Genomic DNA, 20482 nt, shown 5'->3' on the forward strand with positions numbered 1-20482 from the left:
GTACTATCGCTCTCTGTAAAAATCCGGAAGGGGATTCAGTGGTTTAAAATTTCGTTGGTGCCAATATGGGTAAATGGGTGATCTTTCACTCGCAGCGTCTAATTTCTTCACTTGATCCGTATTAAGATTCCAACCAACAGCACCTAAATTCTGTATCAGCTGTTCTTCATTTCTGGCTCCGATCACAACATTACTTACAGAAGGTCGCTGAAGTACCCAATTCAGGGCAACCTGAGCAACTGTCTTTCCGGTTTCTTCTGCAACTTCATCCAGCGCGTCAATAATTCCATAGAAAATATCGTCAGGGACTGCGGGTCCCTCTCCTCCCCCCTGAGCGATTCTCCCATCTGCAGGAACTGGCGCATCTCTCCGGTAACGTCCACTCAGTCGCCCGGCCGAAAGGGGGCTCCACACAATCGTTCCAACCTTTTGATCCAAAGCAAGCGGCATCAGTTCCCATTCAAATTCACGGCTCAAAAGGGAATAATGAGCCTGATGAGCAACATATTTAGCCCAACCATATCTTTCAGAAACCGACAATGATTTCATCAGATGCCATCCTGAAAAATTAGAACATGCAATATATCTCACCTTACCACTCTTCACAAGATCATCCAGCGCACTTAGTGTTTCCTCAACAGGCGTATTGCCATCGAAGCCATGCATGTGATAAATATCAATGTAATCTGTATTGAGCCTCCGCAGACTATCCTCACAACTGCGGATCAGATTAAAACGCGACGAACCATAATCATTGGGGCCATCCCCCATTTTGAATGTAGACTTCGTCGACAAAATAATCTTGTCCCGTAAACCTATTATAGCTTTACCTAATATTTCCTCAGACGCTCCCTGCGAATAAACATTGGCTGTATCAAAGAATGTAACTCCGGCATCCAGACAAAGCTTCACCATACGGGAAGCTTCGTCTACTTGCGTATTTCCCCAGGCTTTAAAGAAATCTCCGCCACCACCAAACGTGCCTGTACCAAAACTCAAAACCGGCACCTTCAAACCGGATCCTCCTAACTGTCTGTATTCCATAGTTTGTTTCAGTTTATATATGTCTGTTTATCAAATTTCAGCAAACTCCCATGCACTTTTGTATCCGTCTAGCTCTTCGGCATAAGATACAAACGAACTATAAAAGGGCAGTACCGATAACGTTGCACTATCTCCTATTACAACCAGCTTTTTACGTGCACGGGTCATAGCCACATTCATTCTTCGTATATCAGAAAGAAATCCTATGGTACCTTCCGGATTACTTCGGGTCATACTTATATATACGATATCCCGTTCCTGCCCCTGAAAACTGTCAATGGTGTTCACAGAAATATTGGAAACATAGGGTTGCAGATCAGGAGCGTGCTTCAGCTGATCCGCAAGAACAGCAATTTGTTGCTTGTATGGTGAAATAATGGCTACCGTAGGAAAATTCTTATCCGTATAGCCCTGTTTCTCAAGATCACTAGCCAATTGCGAAAAATGCCTAAAAAGAAAGGCTGCTTCTTCCGGATTAGTCGAACTTGTACCGTCCAACTGCTCATCAAACCCGCAGCCCGCAGTATCTATAAATGTAACCGGTAAATCTGCGGGGAACAAAAGTCTGCTTTTAACGGACTCATGTGCCCGCAAACGATCCTCGTAAAATATCTGAGATGAAAAACGCATGATAGATTCATGCATCCGGTATTGCTCTTCCAAAAGCACAACTCCTTCGGGATATAATACGGCATTTTTTTCAAGAAGCGTATTTGCCAATCCATTCCGCGCAGCCTCGTCAGATTTAATCGTTGGAGAAAGTTGAAAATGATCACCCGCCAAAACCACCTTCTGCCCTTTTAATATAGGAATCCAGCACGCTGGTTCCAGTGCCTGCCCTGCTTCATCTATCACAACAGTACGATATTTCACATTTCTTACCGTGTAGTGATTGGCCCCTACAGGAGTCGCAGTAATAACCTGCGCTCTGCTCACGACATCATCGATAATATATTGTTCCGAATTCGTCACCTCTTTCATAATCCTGTGCGCCTCATCGAAAAGTGCCTTCCTTTGCTCACGCTCCGATTTCCCAAACTGTCTCTTATACTTATGCGCCATGTTCTTATACTCGTTCGCCTGCTTTTTGAGATTTTTGATCTCCTTCATTCGCGCGTGACCAGCCATTTTACTATCCAGTGTAAGATCATTCAACCGTTCGGATACTCTGGCCGGATTCCCCACACGAAGTACGTTCAATCCAGCCTCCGAAAGCTTCTCACTCAGCAGATCAACAGCGGTATTACTAGGGGCGACAACCAATATTTTTTGATGATCCTGCACAATCAGTGCCTTCACAGCCTGTACCAGCGTAGTAGTTTTGCCTGTTCCGGGAGGACCGTGTACCACGGCAATCTCATTGGCTGCCAGAATTTTTTTTACCGCCAGTTGCTGTGATTCATTTAAAGAAGGAATAGGTTGAGTTACAAGTTTATCATTAAAAGTAGGCTCATCCAGCCCAGTCAGTACTCTTATCAATCGCCCGAGTTCTCCCGATTCCGCAGACTGAGAAGCTGTTTTAAGAGCAGATTGCATCTCGTCGTAACTATTGTCATCAAAAAGCAGATCAATCCCAAGCTTGCCATCCCGGGACCAGTCGGGCAACTCATCGGTTTTTAAAGTTATCTTTAACCGGTTACCACTCTGGTGCGTCACTGTGCCTTCCACCCTATCCTTTTTAGGATCATGGTTAGAAAACAAAACAGCCGGAACACCAAACCGCAACTGATGCGAAAGGTCAGTGTGTGTAGTGCGCTCCACCTCCACGGTAAGATAGTCACCTCTGCTCATTTCAGATCCGCGAATAGCAATAGGGTACCAGGATAAACCAGCAGCACGTCGTTGCGAAACCGAAGTGGTTTCTATAAGCTTTATATAGGATTGCTTGTCTTCTTCCCGCTCTATCTTCAGCAGGTCAAGCAATTTTTTGAAATATTCCATGCTGCAAAAGTAACTGATGACGCATGAAGTTCGGCGACACACCTGGGAAGTAAATTTTCAGGAGTGAACGCCTTCCGTATACACCCGAATCTGTATTTTTACCAATCTGTTACTCTGAAATATAGAAATGCATTTATGAGCACACTTCTCAAAGACCTTTACTCTCCTTCTTTTTATAATAAATTAGCCGGAAGCCTAGAAGTTAGTCTGGATCAATTTGATAAAGCTGCTTTCATTGATGGAATCTTTACGAATCAATTTGCTGATATGGAGTTAAAAGACCGTATGAGACACACCGCACGTGTTTTGAATAGCTATTTGCCTGCGAGGTTTTCTGATTCTGTTGCTGCTTTAAAGCAAATCATTGCTCAGTTGTTAAAAGATAATTTCCGTGCAGGAAGTCTGGAGTTCGCCTTTCTTCCTGATTATATTGAAAATTACGGAATAGATGATTATCCGAATGCGGTTATCGCTCTGGAATTCATGACACAATTTATCACTTGCGAATTTGCAGTAAGACCGTTTCTGATCAGGTATCCGGATGAGATGCTGAAACAAATGCTAGTCTGGTCTCAGCATCCGGAGCCGACTGTAAGACGACTGGCGAGTGAAGGAACACGTCCCCGGTTACCATGGGCGATGGCCGTTCCTTATCTAAAGCAAACCCCGGAGCTGGTATTGCCTATTCTTGAAAATTTGAAATATGATTCGTCAGAATCCGTGAGAAGAAGTGTTGCTAACAGCCTGAATGATATTGCGAAATCACATCCGCATATCGTACTCGAAACTGCAAAAAAATGGTCGGGTCAGAGCAAAGAAACAGATGCCATTATCCGACATGGGGCCCGGACACTTTTAAAACAGGGCAATGCAGCTATTCTCGACTACTATGGATTGACTGCCAATAACATCAGCATGAGCGCCATAGAATTGGAGTCGTCTGAAATAAGAGTAGGAGAAAATCTGTCCTTTTCTTTTACTGTACAAAACGAGTCTGCCATAGCTCGTACTATCAGATTGGAATATGCAATCTATTATATGAAAGCAAATGGGCTGTTATCCAAAAAAGTATTTAAAATCAGTGAGAGATCTTACGCGGCTTTAGAGCGCTCGACAATTGGAAGAAAACAAAGCTTCAGACCTATAACCACAAGAACATTTTATTCGGGTTTGCATAAGTTATCGCTCATTGTGAATGGAGAGGAGAAGACAATAATCGAATTCCGATTAGATGTATAAACAAAAATCCGGCTGACAATTCTGAAAAGAAAAGTCAGCCGAAAATATTTACTCTATACGATTCAGGCAGTTGCCATTGTTCTGTTTTCCAAAGCCAACCCCTTGATTCCCTTCAGATTCCTGACCTTTTTTTCGACTACAAGCGTGTCCTCAAACACATAATCGTCTCCTGCTTTCTCCTTAAATTCCTTCAAGGCAGCATTCAATTGTTTCTTTGACAGACCACTGTATACCAATTGCAACAGGATTGCCTTCTCATTCGACAATCTTTTTAGCTTCCAGTACTTAGGATGATCAGCACCTATAGGAGCACGGAAGGCATGATCGTTCTTTTCCTTTACCAGAAAATCATAATCAATCACAACCTGTCCTGAACTAATGAGGCTTCCTTTCACAACGATTTTTGCCTCTCTGTCTACTGTAAGTTTAAATATTTTTTCGTGTACCATTTCTGCATAAATTTTATCCTGTGTGCTATAATTCCGTGCTGGAGTAAAACCCACTCTTCTTCACGGGTATTAATACAAAAATTTATACCCAAGGTAACAATCAAAAGCATAAAAGTTCGAATATTTATAAATATTCGAACTTTTATTATACAATATTTAGTAAACGGCAAATGATCTGGATGCTCACCCCATCTGATCAGTCATTTTTCCTGACTTCTTCAGATAACGCACATAGAAATAAACTATACCCAGAATCACCAGCGCAGTCGCAAAAATATAGAGCCTCTGCTCTTCATCCGGTACTATTTGAGGATATTTAAAAAGCAAAATTGCCACGATCCCGACAAGCCAGACCATTAGCGTATTGTATTCTTTCAACAACCAGCGTTTGTAATTGAATCGCATCTGGTTCATGGTGGCACCTATCCCACCAAACCGGATCAGCCAGCGGTTAACCCGACTACAGTACTGATCAAAATCCGACCCGAATTTGTTACGCAAAAAATTCTCCTCAGCTAACACAATCGCCTGATAAATAAAGAGAAACAACGGAATGATAATTCCTACATAGATCAGAGAATTCGAAAGTACACCCACGCCCAGCAGCATCAGAATATTACCCACATACAGCGGATTACGGCAATGATTAAATATTCCTTCTGTAACGAGCTTCTCAGCGTATACCTTTTTATCACGCCCGCCCCGAATGATATACGCCAACCCAATGGTTATTCCGCGTATAATTTCTCCTGAGAAGGTAATTACCAGACCCAATATGATAGGAATTAGATAATAGTTTGGGCCAAATGCTTCTTGCGTGAACAGTGGAGCAGAAGGTAAGAAAAGCAATAAGTAAAGAAAAATGAAGAGTGTGTTCCTGTATTTGAAAAAGAAATTACCGATTGAAATCATGATTTTTTATGAGCTATCATTCCCGAAAAATTATACCATTTGAAGAAAGTTTCGCAATCTCCGAAACCTGCCTCTTTAAGCAGTAACAGGTTCTCTGACAACTTATAGGGTATCAGTACATTTTCAAGCGCCTCCCGTTTCTGCGAAATCTCCATTTCGCTGTAATGATTTCGTCTCTTGTAATTATAGTAGTACTTTATAAAGTCACGGTTGAAAACAGTACTCTCGGCGAGCACCTTTTCTACAAGTAGCAATACACCACCCGGATTCAATCCTTCATAAATATTCCGAAGCAGGCGCTCCCTGTAGAGCGGTCGTACAAATTGCATGGTGAGACAAAGGATTACCACAGAGGCATTTTTAATGGGAAGTTGCTCATGCAAATCACCCACAACAAGATCATACGGACGCACAAAACCAGCCTCTTTGAGCTTTTTATCACACTTATCCAGCATTTCTGTAGACTCATCAATACCGATGAATCGTACGTCGGAAGGAATAAGCTTATCAACCTCTATCATGGTCGTTCCTGTAGAACACCCCAAATCATAAACGAAGCTCCCTTCTTTAACATGGTCAGCAGCAATCTCCGCCAACATTCTCTGCGTTTCATTGTAAAACGGTACCGACCGGCTCACCATGTCGTCAAAAACGGTGACAACCTTTGTACTGAATTTGAAATCTGAAACTTTTGTAATCTCTTCATTAAAAACCAAATCCCTTCCTCCCTGTTCCACATCCTCTGTAATCATAATTGAGTAATTTAAAGTTAGGTACGTCAATACTTTTCGCTTGTCTGATCCGGGCTGTTCCTAAGCCAGATATACCGGATTATTATACAGTACGCAGAATAAGCGGGAAAGGTATTAAAAAAACCTTAGAATTTCTGAAAGATCAGAAAAATTGGAACTATTGAAAAAGAGTTCAAATACCAAATAAATTAAATATTACAATACGATTTACATCCATTTAAGACAGTTTTTGGCTATCGTACCTAAATTTCAAAATTCTTAACATTAAGGAAATATAGTAACGATGTTGTGTAAGCGCTGGAATCTGCAAGTAGGATGGTTGGATTTCTCACAAAATTATATATTTCCCTCCATATCAGATACTGGTAACGTTGAAGCACAATATTCTTCAATAAACCAAAAGCAGAACTCGATACAATTAACTAAGACTGACCATTACACACAATTAAAGTTTTGAAACATCAGTAGAGATAAAAAAGAAAAGGCCGACTGCATTTGTGTGCAACCGGCCTTAGCCCGCTATTTTATCTTTGATCAGTAATCCGATCCGAATATCTTGTCCCAAAAATTTGAACTGACTCCAAATCCCTTTTCACTATCCGAATAATGGTGTACCATATGATGTTTTTTGAGCTTCTTCCAAAATTCATTTTTGAAACTGGCATGATGCAGCGCATAATGTGTCATGTCATAGAAAAGGTAACCCGTTATAAATCCCGAAAAAAAAGCAGCTAATGGGAATTCAGTGAAAAACAAACTAAACAAAAAGTAGAATCCCGTAGCAAGCGGAATGCTTACAGAAGGAGGCATTACCAGTCTCATAGCATCGTTGGGATAATCGTGATGTACACCATGAAAGATAAAATGTATGCGTTCCATAAGTTTACCTTTAGGAGTAAAATGGAACACAAAGCGGTGCATCACGTATTCTGTCAGCGACCAGATGAAAAGTCCTCCCGAATAATAGGCTGCGAATGAAAGCAGCGACATCTTACCGGGAAACAGAGCGCTCCATGAGAAATAGCCGATTACCGGTATAAAAATAAAAAGTGGAACGCTGTAATGGACTTTGGAAAGGGGTTCAAGAAAGTTGCTCTTGAACATTCTTGTGGACTCACGCGAGTTCGAGACATAATTTTTAGCCATGTCAGGATGGTTTTATGCGTTGTACAATAGTTTTGCCGGTTGCGATTTCAGTTCCTTTTAATTCAATATAAAGTACATTCGGAGACCAGAAAGTCCCGCCATCAATGCGTATAAACACACGGCTCAGAATACATTTTCTGGTACCTATGTCAGCGTAAACATGGTATTTATTCTTACTGTCCTTTCTGAGATACAAAGGCAACTTCGAATAAGCGACAGATCTTAATTCAAAATCTCCGTTACCAATTGACTTTGAGTTGATTCCGTAGGCAAATTTACGTTGAAGATAATTCAGATCTTTACGACCTCCCCCTTCGGGATAACGTATCCAAAAGGTACTAACGGGATCTTTTTCTTTCACCTGACCCTGTGCATCCCTGTTCAGCTCATACACAATTGTGTTCGTATTAGGATCCCGCTGTATGTAGAATAACAGACCCGGAACCTCGCGACCCGGAACCGGAAAAGTGTCAGGATCTGCCAGACTCCCCTTCTCAACCGATTTGTCTAAGTTTGTTCCTTTAAAAGAAAAAAGGAACGGTATCAAACTGATTATTAATATGCTGATGACGTATTTCATAAAAAACAGCCTTACTTTTCTTCGGCACTCACACTCGTAATGTACGGGGTATAAGAACCCTGATTAATAATTGCTTCCACTTCTTCAATTCCATGGGTAAACGGCCCGGAGACCGCAATGTTTAACGTAGCCATAGCTGCCCCATATTCTCCGGACTGCTGGATAGACGCCCCCTGTATACGTTTCATAAGATAACCCGCCATGTAGGTATCTCCACAGCCGGTTGCATCCACGATTGCAGCTGGTTCATAAGCAGGAATGGTATGGAAAATTCCATCTCTGTATACAACCGAGCCTTTACTTCCCAAAGTGATAATCACCTCTTTCACACCCATCTCAGCCAGAATTTTGGCTCCATCCTCAACATCAGCGGTACCGGTTACAGCCTGCATCTCAAACTCATTGGCTTTCAGGTAAGTGATGTATGGCATGGCTTCGTTCTTGTCTGCCCAATCCGTATAGTACACTTTTTTGTCTTTGACATAGCGCAGGAAACCCTGGATGTCCAGTGATACTTCTCCTTTTGACGCCAAATGTTTTATAAGCGCAACGGAGATATCGTCCGACAGCAATGGTCCAAGATGGAACACTTTCGCATTGATGTCCGGCATCTGCGGAACATCAAAAGATGCTGCAGTATGCAGTACATTTTGCTCACGGTGATCCTGATTCTGACTATAGATGTTCTCAAAGTGAACTGTAAACTCACTGAAAAGCGCATGCACTTCTATATCAGACTCACGTAAAGCATCTACTATATGGGCCTCTTCGCTGCTCAGTGCAGTCACGAGGGTATAATTCAGATCGAAGTTCTGTATCGCTTTTGAGAAGTAAAATGAGGTACCCCCCGGCATAAATTTAACAGATTGGGTTGTCACTACTTTATCCAGCGTGATGTGCCCTATGGTACAGATATCGTACATTTTATTACTGGTTTAGTCCGGCCGGTTTCGATAAACCAGCATCACAGATTACTTATTCAACTGATTTATTATACCCGGAACCTGACTGAAATCCTTAATTTCAGCATCTGCCTGGTACGGTCCTTCATGATTGACGGTGGTATCTTCCCATCCCGCCACATTGATCCAAATCGCCTTGCAACCTATTGTTTTGGCCGGCACAATGTCTTTGGTGAAAGAATCACCGATAACCACACATTCCTCAGGTTTCAATCCCAGTGCTTCAACACCGAGCTGATAGATTTTAGGATCAGGCTTACGCACTTTCACCACAGCCGACTCTACAATTTCCTGAAAGAAAGATTCGATTTCAAACACTTCCAGCACACGATTGATATTCCCGTAAAAATTGGAAACCAGAATAACAGGATACTGGCTGGCCAGCTCTTGCAGAACAGGTTTTGCCTTTCTTACTGTCTCCAATGCAAAGTCGTTACACTCCTTCGCAATTGCTTTAATAAGCTCTGCAGGTAACTCCGAACCATTATCCTTCAGGAATTGAAACTGTTGTTCAACCTTCAATTCAAGCGTGTCATAAAAGGAATGCGAGGGTTTGATAATAGGGTTAATCGCCAGCGAACGTTCTCCAAATGAATAGGCTTTGGAAAACTCTTCCTTTGTAATCCCTGATTCAAACTTCTGATAGGCGCTCCACAAAACCGAACCCCAATGCAGACCGTTTGTATCTATCGTCCCACCGTAATCTATCAATACTCCTTTTATCATAACCTATTTATTTGCCGCAATTGAATGCGCATAACTTAATTCATTTTCTTCGGTCGCCTCTTTTGAAGAACCTTTTCTGTTGATCAGCGCCAGACCAATCAGGATCCAGACAATCTCTCTGATACGCATCACCACACCTATGAAGATACCTGCAGAAGCCGCCATACCTACACTGCTGAGCGCCATCGCCAAACCTCCTTCGCGGGTCCCGAGTTGCATCGGGAAGAAGAATACAAGATTGGCAAACAAAGATGATCCGGAACTGATTACCAACGATTCCATCACAGACATATCCAGGCCGATTGCTACCGCAGTAAAATAGATTTCTGCACATCCTACCACTCTCGCAGCAAACTCCAGAAACAACGACCAGTAAAATCTTGGTTTTCTGTCTGCATACAAAATCCTGATCTGATTGTCGATTTCAAGCAGAGATTCTGCCTTTTCTTCACCAAAAGCACGTGCTTTTTTTCCAACGAACGGAAGTTTTCCCAGCAAGTTAATTGTACTGACAGTAAATCCTTTGCGATAAACCCGGATGAACCAATAACCCAAAAGCAAACTTGTGATCAGCATAAATCCACATCCGGCCAGAATCATGCTATTGACCGGAATAAAAGCCAGGATCAGCAGAATTGAAACTAACCAAAACAAAACATGGGAAAACATATGCATCAGGCTGTACAAAAGTACCGACGATGTTGCTTTATTGATTCCGAGCGTCTGTTTCAGCTCCATGATGCGGTAGGGTTCTCCACCCAGCGCAACAAAAGGGGTAATATAGTTAATGGCGTATCCACTGATCGTCAATCTTAGAACAGACCAGAAAGACATATTGCTCTCCGGCAAACCAGGCTCCTGAATAATCGCTTTAAAAGCATAAGCATTTAAAACGTAGATCAATAGCCAACTTCCGATAACAGGGACAAACCATATTCCGGTTTTCTGAATATTTTCCCATATAGATTCCACCCCGATGCCATAAATCATATAGCCGAGTGTCATAACCCCTATGAGCAGAAATACCGCCTTATATATTTTAGACCCCATATTCTGTACCAGTAGTAATCTTTTTATAAAAATGATTGCTCACTTGTTCCTGTTTCAAACACATGTAGATCAGGATCGGATTCAGGACAAAAATGTCGAAGAAGAAGTAAATCCAAGCTTGGTCCAGAAACAACCACAGGAATAAAAACAGAACCCTTGTGTTAAACTGGATAATATTGGTATACTTCATCAAAGGTTTGTTCATTGCCCGGAAATCGATGATCAGATTCTGAGGTAAACCCATTTTAAATTTCTCTCTGACAACAGCAAGTAACTTCTGCAGCTTTGGAGAGAAGAATTCCTGCTGTTTGGTATAATTCAGATACGTGCGCGCCACCAGCTTCATTCCGAAATCTTTCGACCAGGTCAGCTGATCGTACTCGCGTTGCAGATCACGGCTGTTATCCAGTTCACTTCCGGAAGTCCCTTTGATAAAGAATAAATGAACATTTCTGTAATAATCTGCCATGGCCGACTGCACCACGTGAGAAGCTCCTGCTAACACACCCGGAATCCAGATCAGCGCTGTCCAGCCTTCTTCCATGCTCCGAAGACAGATGGCAATATGGATCGATATAAACCAGAAATCCCCTGCAGCTCCGTCAAGAATCCGGCCAAGTCTGCTTTTGTTATTCGTCAAACGGGCCAACTGCCCATCGGCACTATCCAGCGAATTGGCAAACACTAGGGAAAGCATTCCCATTACATTCACCCAAATGTCCTGACTGTAAAAGAGAATACCGGCGGCAACACCAAAGAAAATACTGATGATTGTTACCGTATTAGGCGTCATTCCGATTTTGGCACAAAACAGTGCTATCTGATACCCAATAGGCCGATAGAACCAAATATCAATTTTCTCTTCCGTATCATTCGACTTCAGTGAACTTTCAAATGCTGAAACGTCCTGCGCTTTCGCCGTCACTACGGTATCGTCTTTAAATGTGTTATCCATCCGGATCAGTTTGAAAACTTTTGAAAAATTCTTTGCGCAATAAAGCCTGCTGCCTCGTCGCGACATGGCGCAAAGCTCGGCCAGTCGTTCAGATCAATGATATGAAATGTTCCGCCGGCGCCTACTATTGCGTCGCCTCCGTAAATATCTATTCCTAAAACCCGGGCCGACTCACCAGCAATTTGCTGTAATTTCTGCTCGTCGAATTCGTAATACAACGACTTTCCATTGATCGTTTCGTATTCAGAATATTTATGATGGTTGTTATCGTAAGGATAAAACCAAAAGAAAAAGTCTGTGCCGTAAACTCCATAAAACTTCACAAGATCTCCTACGAGGTGTTCTGAAATAACTGCATCAGGGATTTCACGAAGCGCATATTCCTTCAGAATTTCCTTTGCCTCCTTACGGGTGTAAGCAAAGGTTACATCTTCCTTATGTATAGCATGAAAGTCTCCCCTTTTGATCCAAAATCCTTTTCCGGGCAAATTGTCAAAAACTTCTTCACCAACGTAATCGGTTGATACCACATAACTCTTAGGATAAGGAATTGCATTGTCCACTAATCCGTTGGTCATATTTGTCCTGAAGCAATTCTCGATACCAAAAGCGGAATTTACCACCTTCACTCCTGCCTGCTCCAAATCCTGCAATTTCTTCACGACCTCCTTTTGGCGAGCCATAGTAAAGATCATATCATAAGGAACATCCTCCATTTCTAAAAACTCATTCTCAAAAACAAGATCTACCTGTCCTCCAAGTTTTTCCAGTTCCAGCTTAGTCAATGAAAATATAGCGTCATCATTCCCAATGTGATTGGGGGAAAATTTCTTATTCCTGGGTACGGCCAGTATTCTTTTATTATTCATAGTAAACTGCCTTTAACCTTTGCTTCTACATTGGTTTCAGGCCTCATTAATCAGTGTCAGAATTCTTTACTTTACCCTGCTCGGGTTATTATCCGGACTTCACCAGCCCTTCTACGCCTCTGCCGTTTCCATTAAAAAATGTTCAGCCGTTTCAATGTCCGCAACGTGATCTACATCCACGATTTTAGAAAACGGATATGCTTTCAGCTTCATGCCGCTGGTCAGCAACTGGCGCTGAAAATTACGCATCCGGTTGGTTCCATTCTCAACAGCTTCTGTAGCTACCTGTAACGCTTTGCCGCGAAGACAATAAATACCGCCAGAAATAAATGGTGTATTTCCTTCATTGCTATCGGTGAATGCGGTGATATTTAATTCCTGATCCGCCTGAACAAACAATGGGCTTTCGTCGTCAATGAAGGTTGTCACAGCCATCAGGCCATCAATTTCCTTGTCAGCCTCAAAGGCCTGTATGAACTCCTTAAATTCCGCTTCTCTGAATACCGTATCAGTGGTTGTAAGGCAGACCGCATTTAACTCGTCGGCATTCCTGAGCAATTCATAAAAGCTGTGGAGCGAACTTGGAGTAGTCTTTTTAGTGATTTGCAGGCTATAGTCAGAACCAAGACTAGCCAGATGCGTCTCCAAAAGCACAGCCTCTTCGTTGATGATAATATAAATCGCATCAGCCTGGTTACGTGAGAAAACCCCCACGAGCCTGTCGATAAGCATTTCTCCGTTAAGACTCACCATTGGCTTTGGCAAAGTGAAACCTTCCTTTGCCAACCGCGAACCTTCTCCTGCTGCTATAACTGCGTAATTCATTGGTTTTTCATATTTGATGTCAGAAATTCCTTGTTCAACTCAGGCATTCCTGCAAAGTTCTTAAAAATCGAGCCTGAATCTCGCTCTTATTCCCCATTCTGAAATATTGGGGTTGTCCAGGTAAGTAAAACGCTTAACAAGATCAACCCGAAGGAGTTTGAATATATTCGCAACACCTACGCTACCTTCAATATAAGGTTCTCTGGAAAGTGTGTAGGAAATTGGTTTGCCATCCTGATCCACCGGAAAGTGAAATACAGATGCTCCGTTTGCAGGATTATTTTCATCTCTGAGTCCGCCTACCAAGCCTTTGAAACTAAATACTTCTCTCAGTTTCAACTTTTTAAGTAAAGGCACTTTGTTAAACAAAAACCCATTCATGTAATACTGTACATCCAAACCTGCGTAGTGATCACTCACAAACTCCAGGAAGTTCATCAGGTTATAAGAATTAAGCTGATAGGCATAGGTTTGGTTCGCACGATGAATGGTCAGCAATGGAAAAGGAATATTCTTTCCTACTATATAGCCCCCTTCTCCCGTCAGATCCACAAATCCAAACTGCGACAAATACACTCTTTTCGTAATGTTAGCATTGAAATTATGGTAGCTTGTCTGCCCATCCAACACTCCTTTTAACCCAGCATTGTAGCGAAGTGTAAAAATCGGGAATTTGTTGATGATCGGCGTTCTGTACAATTTCCCCTGGTAAAACTGTTCTCCCGGCGCATAACGAAGCTCTACATTCACTTCGGTATTTCTCAAACGTTCAATATTCACAACATCGCCAATAGGCTTCACAGCTTCGTAGCGCAGTATACCTGCCGGACTTTGCGCCCATTGCGTAAATCCTAATTTGTAGGAGAAACGGTTCTGGAACTCACGCACATACTCCAGCTTATATACATCATTGTAAAGCCATCTGTTGTTATCTCCACGTTTGAAAGATAGAAGGAAGTTGTCTTCCTGTACAAACTGAAGATCCTGTCCCGGAATTTTAGTATCGCGCTGATAACTTGCTCTTATGTAATGCAGCGGGAAATGATAAACCGATTTGTTATTCAGCGAATAGGTTCCACTTAAAAAGTATTTCCATTTTTCATCTTTGAAACCATAGGCAGCATATGTTTCGAAAAATACTCGTTTACTCAGTTCTGTAGTTGTCCGACCACCAAATCGCAAACGCAAACCTTCCACAGGGTTGAAGCTGTAAAAAGTATTCACAGGCCCTATTTCCACTTTACCAAAAGACTTGTATCCAGCCAAAAACAAAGTTGTAATATCCATCGTTCTGCGGAAGGATGGGATCGTTTGCAGTGTGTCTACATTTCGATAGATGTTCTTTTCCGATCTGTCCAAAGGCATATGCCGCACCTGAGCCCAATAGTTCTCTCCTTTTCTTTCCAGAGGGTTAAATACGATCTGCTGCGCCGGACCCCGGTAAAGGCTGTCAGCCTGCTCCTTGTTGATCTCGTAATTTTTGAAATTAACAGTACGTTGCCCGTACAAGCCAGCGCCTTTATCCCCAAGCGCGAATTCCATCCCCAACGTGGTTTTGCTCAGGTGATAACGACCGTCTGTACTTTTCTCAAACTCAAGACGCGCTTCCAAATCCCTCATAAAATTGAGGTTGATATCTTTATTCACCGTCAGGTATGCGTTTTGGACTGCGTAATTCCCATCAAGCGTGATGAATAGCCTTCCTTCGAAAAGCATATCCGTTTTGTTACGCGGCACAAATCCAAGTTCAATCAGCCACGGCTCCTGAGTTTTGACAGTATCCCTGATAAAAAACTTATAGAATGTAGGTGCAGTGTTTGCAATAGGGCTCAGTAACAGGTTCGTCGCAATTGAAACATCATTTTTATAAATGTTGATGTCTTCATACAAACGGTTGAAATAAGCACTCAAACCATCGTTATCAACAAATTTGCTATCGAATTCCGCACGGCGATTTGCCTTTACCCATTGTTTCTTGGTATACGGACTTTTACGAAAGTAAACCTGCGACAGTTTTTCTTCCATGTATGCAGGCAGCATATTCTTGCCACCTATTGCTGCCGAATCCTGGTCATTGAACAGAAACTGATAATTCTTAAATACCTTTCTATCCTTAAATTTATCCGACAGGTTGCTCAGGGCAAAAGACATTTTCTCATACTGCTCATACTCTACGAAATCGTAGTTAGCCATTTGATTTTTGTCTTTGTTAGCAATCACCTGGCGAATCAGCTGAACAGCAGGATTATCCCTGTTACGGTATTTCGCTCTACCTTTTACCGTGATCTCTTTGAGCATAGAAGCATCCACACGCATTTTGATATTCTGCACCTGATTGGTGCCCTGCGGTATCGTTCTTTCTACACTTTCGTAACCCACATATGTAAACCTGATCCGGAAATTGGGGGCTGTCAGGGTCATTGCATATTTCCCATCCACATCCGAGGTGGTTCCCATGGTTGTTCCAGGAATAACAATATTTACGTACGGTAATGTCTCTCCGGTTTTTTCATCAGTGATCACCCCTTTTACGGTGGCGGACTGTGCCGTTGCATCTGCAATTCCTAAAAACAGAATTGAGATAGAGAGCACCCATTTTATATATGCTTGCTTAAACATGGCGTAAGCTGAATAATTTCCTTTTTTATTTTTCAAAGCACTTCCTTCCGGACAAGTTTGCTAACTGTCCGCTGACTTAATCTCAGATCCGTTTTTATGCTATAACCACTGGTGTTCCCTGTACCAGCTCAGTGTTTGATATACACCTTTTTCGAGTTCAAATTGAGGTGTATACCCCAATCGCACTTTCGCTTTTTCAATGGAACAGTTCCAGTTTTCAGCTGTAAGTTCTCCAATCTTTTCCCTATTGAGTACCGGGGCATTACGGGAAAAAGTTGAGCATATTTCGAGTATTTCTGCGGTAAGTTTTATAACTCCGACAGGCAAATGAATCCTGGTGAGCTTGTTTTTGCTAAAATTCCTGAACAAATCGGCCAACTGGTATCGGTTGTATTCCCTTCCGTCGGATATATTGTAAACGGTATGGTTCACGTCAGTCTCATTGAGAGCAGCCATCGTAGCCGCCACCAGATCGTGTACATATACAAAACTCAGCCGCTGTGGTTTTTGGCCTATGTACAGATCAAGACCTTTGCTTAATGTCTTGAACAATATATAAATATCCTTTTCTCCGGGACCGTATACGGCTGTTGGTCTGATAGTTGTAAGCGGAAGCTTTGTCAGCTCTGCCAGATAACTTTCCGCAAGCAACTTACTTTTACCGTAAGATGTAACGGGTCTCGGATCGGTATATTCGTCAATCGGTATCGGCGAATTGTATTGAATCGGACCAAGTGCTGCAAGACTGCTCATGAAGACAAAGCGCTTCAAAGGAAATCCCGCTTCCAGTGCTGCCTGAGCAAGACGAAGCGTGTAGGTGGCATTGATCTCGTTATATATCCCGGTTTCTTTGGCGCGGGTCACGCCTGCTGCATGAATTACATGACTGTAAGCACTACTTTTAAATAAATCGAGTAACGCTTCCTTTGAGTTAAAATCCGGATACACAAATAGCAGTTTCCCTGTTTTATTCTCCTCTGCCTTTTCTCCCAACACTTTCAGTTCACTCGTATTGCTCGATCTTCTCACTGCAGCATGCACTTCAAATCCCTCATCCAACGCTGCCTTCACAAGATGCTGACCAATGAATCCACTTGCTCCGGTAATCAAAACTCTTTTAATCATAATGCTTTTTCATACAGCCTGTAACGCTTGTATAGTTTTCCGTTGATCTGCTCTATGGCATGGTTCATCAGATAGTTGTCTTCAAGCATCCAGGAACACTCTCCTCCTGTAATCCGGGTACCGTATGTATTTCTGATAATACTTCCGTACAAACAGGCTTCTATTCCCATCTTCCGATACTCCTCCAGTATGCCCAGCGTCAGTACACGTATACGGGTAATCTTGTTTTTGTTGAGTAGTAATTTAAAAATTCCGGTAGGTAAAAGTCTGCCTCTCTTGATCTTAATCTGTATCTGATTAATATCGGGAACACCCAAAGTCCATCCTATCAGCTCTCCATCCTTTTCTGCCACCAGACAAAACTTCGGATCCACAATCATTTTAAGGTCTTTGGCCAGATACTCAAACTCACTGTCGGTTGCCGGAACAAATCCCAGGTTTTTATCCCAGGCGGCATTATATACCTCGCGAATTTTTCTTGCTTCGTTCTTAAAGTCTTTCATGTTAACCTGCCTGATCGTAATACCGCTACGTTTCAGCCTGGCCTGCAATACTTCCAGTAACTTCACAGAGCGGTCATTCGATTCGCTCACGTTCAGCTCATAGGCAAGTAAATCTGTCTTTTTAACCAGTTTGTTATCTAACAGAAGTGTCTCATAATAAGGTGCGTTGTAAGGCATCATGGCCATCGGCGGACGGTCGAATCCATCAACCAGAAGCCCGCAGGTGTCGTTGGTTGACAAATTAATAGGTCCTACAATCGTATCAGCTCCTTCCTGTTTCACCCACTCCGCCGCAGTACTGATCAATGTATCAGCAACTTCCTGGTCATTAATTGTATCAAAAAAACCGAAAAAACCGTCTTTCCTTCCTGTAAACTCATTATGATTCCTATTCAGTATTGCAACGATACGTCCTACAATACGATCTTCCTTATACGCTAAAAAAGGCTGCGCTTTGGAATGTTCGTAGAACGGGTGCTTGCCCGGCGACAATAAGTCTTTCTGCGCAATGAAAAGCTCGGGAACATAATTCGGATCACCTGCATAAAGATCATGCGGAAAATCTATAAAGCGTCCAAGTTCCTTGCTCGTCGTTACGGGCTGGATGCGAATCATATTCTTGCTGTCGTTACAGGTTCCGGAAACAATTCGCGGTAAATTTTTGCCATTTTGTCAATCGCCTCTTCAATCTGACTGAATGTATGCGTTGCCATCAGTGAAAAACGGATCAGCGTTTCATCAGTCGGAACTGCAGGCGATACTACCGGATTGACAAATACGCCCGCTTCAAGCAAAAGTTTTGTCATCATGAACGTTTTCTCGTTATCACGGATATAGATAGGTAAAATCGGACTTTCCGTATTTCCCAAATCAAACCCATTCACCAAAAGCAATTCTTTCGCATACCGGGTGTTGGCCCAAAGGCGTTCCATATGGAAAGGCTCAGTTTCAATAATTTCCAGGGCTGCAAGTGTACTTCCCACACTGGCGGGTGTCATACTTGCACTGAAAATAAGCGCTCTTGCACGATGCTTGATGTAATCTATTGTAGCCTGATCGCTTGCTATGAACCCACCCAGGGAAGCGAACGATTTACTGAACGTACCCATAATCAGATCAACAGAATCAGACAATCCGAAGTGAGATGCTGTACCTGCTCCATTTTTCCCGATCACACCCAAACCATGTGCATCATCTACAAGCACGGATGCACCGTACTCAACAGCGATCTCATTCAGTTCAGGAAGCTGTACAATATCCCCTTCCATACTGAAAATACCATCGGTAACAATGAGTTTCACTGCGTCTTCAGGTAGCAGATTAATCTTCTTCCGAAGATCTGCCATATCGTTATGCTTGTATTTCACCACCTTGGAGAATGAAAGGCGACTTCCATCTATAATAGATGCATGATCTCTTTCGTCAAGGATCAGATAGTCATTACGGCCTGTCAGGCAGGAAATAGCTCCCAGATTTGCCTGATACCCTGTACTGAACAGCACCGCCGATTCTTTACCTGTAAATTTGGCAAGACGGTTCTCCAGCTGCTCGTGAATGTCCAGAGTACCATTCAGAAAACGTGAACCCGCGCAACCACTGCCGTACTTCTCAACTGCTTTCTGAGCAGATTCAATAACATATGGATGCGTTGTAAGCCCCAGATAAGAATTAGAGCCAAACATCAGAACCGGCTTCCCACCTATCAAAACCTCAGTATCCTGTGCCGACTGAATAGGGCGAAAGTAAGGATAAACACCTTTCTCTCTGGCATAAGCCGCCTCCTTAAATTCAGCGACTCTTTTATGTAATTTACTTCTCATATTAGTAACTGGTGTCTAAAATCGGGAAACACTTGTTGAGACTCCCCCCGGAGGTAAAATATTCGTTCCTAACTTAATATTTTACAAAAAAAACAAATTGGCTTAACAATCCCTTCATCTTCTGTCAGGAACTTCGAAAAAGATAATTCGTAACCATACCGATTACGTGGTTTTTATGTGTCTCTGTAAACTGATCAAAATCTTCTTCTGATAGCCCATACATCTTACGGTGCATGTTTTTCCCAACAAAAACAAACTGAAGACTACCCATGATGATTGGCATAAGATGCTCAACTTCAATATCTCTTACCAAACCATTTTTCTTGGCATCTTCTATTTGCTTAATTAGGATACCGTTCAGCAACTCCTTGTATTTAGACAGCTCCGGCAGAAGATTCTCGCAATCACGATGAATTTCCGTCATGATAAAAAGAACCAGTGTAGGCTCCTCTTTCATCATTCTGTAATCCTCTTCTATAATCTCAATAATCTTTTCTTCCAGACCAATCGGCTTTTCCAGAATTTTGATCGTATTGGTACAGTACAATTGAAACAAATCTCTGAAAATCTCAATGAACAGCTTCTCCTTACTTCTGAAATAGTAGTTCGTAAGGGCAATGTTCATACCCGCCGCATCCGCAATATCCCTTGCCGTCGTACCTGCAAAACCTTTCTTCAAAAAGACAGATTTGGCAGCCTCCTTTAGTTTTTCCTCACTGGATAAGTTGATACACTTCACAATGCTAATTGTTGTTGTTGATAGCAAAGGTCGTCGATGATTTCGGATTCTCCAACGATTTCAAATATAAATTTTAAACAACCATTTAAAAACTTCATTTAAAATAGTTTGATATCAGAATATTTACATTTTTATCCAGATAAAAATTCCCGCAAACCCTGATTTATTTTAATTAATTGTTAATTCATTGTGAACGTTGTTAATAGCATCCACTCTCTTTGGAATA

Annotated in this window: 19 protein-coding genes; 1 reads left to right on the forward strand and 18 read right to left on the reverse strand. The window is 42.2% G+C overall.

Going from position 1 to position 20482, the window contains the following annotated elements; all coding sequences use genetic code 11:
* Positions 1-3 precede the first annotated feature (3 nt).
* Entirely contained in the window at positions 4-1044 is a 1041-nt protein-coding gene (locus DSL64_RS06495; protein ID WP_115829849.1) for an aldo/keto reductase, read from the reverse strand.
* A gap of 30 nt (positions 1045-1074) precedes the next feature.
* Positions 1075-2985, reverse strand: a complete 1911-nt coding sequence (locus DSL64_RS06500) for an AAA domain-containing protein (RefSeq protein WP_115829850.1) — start codon at positions 2983-2985, stop codon at positions 1075-1077.
* Between the two features lie 135 nt (positions 2986-3120).
* Between DSL64_RS06500 and DSL64_RS06505 the strand changes: the two genes are divergently transcribed.
* Positions 3121-4224: a DNA alkylation repair protein gene (locus tag DSL64_RS06505; protein ID WP_115829851.1), complete on the forward strand. Its 1104-nt coding sequence runs from the start codon at positions 3121-3123 to the stop codon at positions 4222-4224.
* Between the two features lie 62 nt (positions 4225-4286).
* Here DSL64_RS06505 and DSL64_RS06510 read toward each other — a convergent pair whose 3' ends face one another.
* From DSL64_RS06510 to DSL64_RS06585, 16 genes are all read right to left on the reverse strand, one after another.
* Entirely contained in the window at positions 4287-4673 is a 387-nt protein-coding gene (locus DSL64_RS06510) for a hypothetical protein (protein ID WP_115829910.1), read from the reverse strand.
* 183 nt (positions 4674-4856) lie between these two features.
* On the reverse strand, positions 4857-5585 hold the full coding sequence (locus tag DSL64_RS06515; protein WP_115829852.1) for a methyltransferase family protein: 729 nt from the start codon (positions 5583-5585) through the stop codon (positions 4857-4859).
* Complete coding sequence (gene cmoA / locus DSL64_RS06520; protein WP_115829853.1) at positions 5582-6337, reverse strand: carboxy-S-adenosyl-L-methionine synthase CmoA; 756 nt, start codon at positions 6335-6337, stop codon at positions 5582-5584. Before cmoA ends, DSL64_RS06515 begins: the two co-directional genes overlap by 4 nt.
* A gap of 534 nt (positions 6338-6871) precedes the next feature.
* Entirely contained in the window at positions 6872-7483 is a 612-nt protein-coding gene (locus DSL64_RS06525) for a sterol desaturase family protein (protein WP_115829854.1), read from the reverse strand.
* Position 7484: 1 nt separating this feature from the next.
* Positions 7485-8063, reverse strand: a complete 579-nt coding sequence (locus DSL64_RS06530; protein ID WP_115829855.1) for a DUF4833 domain-containing protein — start codon at positions 8061-8063, stop codon at positions 7485-7487.
* Positions 8064-8074: 11 nt separating this feature from the next.
* Positions 8075-8986, reverse strand: a complete 912-nt coding sequence (locus DSL64_RS06535) for a PfkB family carbohydrate kinase (RefSeq protein WP_115829856.1) — start codon at positions 8984-8986, stop codon at positions 8075-8077.
* 48 nt (positions 8987-9034) lie between these two features.
* The gene (locus DSL64_RS06540; protein WP_115829857.1) at positions 9035-9751 is read right to left on the reverse strand and encodes an HAD family hydrolase; all 717 of its coding nucleotides are present in this window, start codon (positions 9749-9751) and stop codon (positions 9035-9037) included.
* A 3-nt stretch (positions 9752-9754) separates the two neighbouring features.
* The gene (locus DSL64_RS06545) at positions 9755-10801 is read right to left on the reverse strand and encodes a lysylphosphatidylglycerol synthase transmembrane domain-containing protein (RefSeq protein ID WP_115829858.1); all 1047 of its coding nucleotides are present in this window, start codon (positions 10799-10801) and stop codon (positions 9755-9757) included.
* Positions 10791-11756: a CDP-alcohol phosphatidyltransferase family protein gene (locus DSL64_RS06550; RefSeq protein WP_115829859.1), complete on the reverse strand. Its 966-nt coding sequence runs from the start codon at positions 11754-11756 to the stop codon at positions 10791-10793. The genes DSL64_RS06545 and DSL64_RS06550 overlap by 11 nt, the downstream gene beginning before the upstream one ends.
* Before the next feature lie 5 nt (positions 11757-11761).
* Positions 11762-12625 (reverse strand): hypothetical protein, encoded by an 864-nt coding sequence (locus DSL64_RS06555; protein ID WP_115829860.1) that lies wholly within the window; start codon positions 12623-12625, stop codon positions 11762-11764.
* Between the two features lie 111 nt (positions 12626-12736).
* The gene (locus tag DSL64_RS06560; protein WP_115829861.1) at positions 12737-13450 is read right to left on the reverse strand and encodes a nucleotidyltransferase family protein; all 714 of its coding nucleotides are present in this window, start codon (positions 13448-13450) and stop codon (positions 12737-12739) included.
* A 60-nt stretch (positions 13451-13510) separates the two neighbouring features.
* Complete coding sequence (locus tag DSL64_RS06565; protein ID WP_115829862.1) at positions 13511-16069, reverse strand: DUF5686 and carboxypeptidase-like regulatory domain-containing protein; 2559 nt, start codon at positions 16067-16069, stop codon at positions 13511-13513.
* 99 nt (positions 16070-16168) lie between these two features.
* The gene (locus DSL64_RS06570; RefSeq protein ID WP_115829863.1) at positions 16169-17194 is read right to left on the reverse strand and encodes an NAD-dependent epimerase/dehydratase family protein; all 1026 of its coding nucleotides are present in this window, start codon (positions 17192-17194) and stop codon (positions 16169-16171) included.
* Positions 17191-18312 (reverse strand): GNAT family N-acetyltransferase, encoded by a 1122-nt coding sequence (locus DSL64_RS06575; RefSeq protein ID WP_115829864.1) that lies wholly within the window; start codon positions 18310-18312, stop codon positions 17191-17193. Before DSL64_RS06575 ends, DSL64_RS06570 begins: the two co-directional genes overlap by 4 nt.
* Positions 18309-19517, reverse strand: a complete 1209-nt coding sequence (gene spt, locus DSL64_RS06580) for a serine palmitoyltransferase (RefSeq protein WP_115829865.1) — start codon at positions 19515-19517, stop codon at positions 18309-18311. The genes DSL64_RS06575 and spt overlap by 4 nt, the downstream gene beginning before the upstream one ends.
* A 124-nt stretch (positions 19518-19641) precedes the next feature.
* A complete protein-coding gene (locus DSL64_RS06585; RefSeq protein ID WP_229216985.1) occupies positions 19642-20256 on the reverse strand; it encodes a TetR/AcrR family transcriptional regulator in 615 nt (204 codons plus the stop codon).
* Positions 20257-20482 lie beyond the last annotated feature (226 nt).

This window comes from Dyadobacter luteus, assembly GCF_003383615.1.
GTDB classification, from domain to species: domain Bacteria; phylum Bacteroidota; class Bacteroidia; order Cytophagales; family Spirosomataceae; genus Dyadobacter; species Dyadobacter luteus.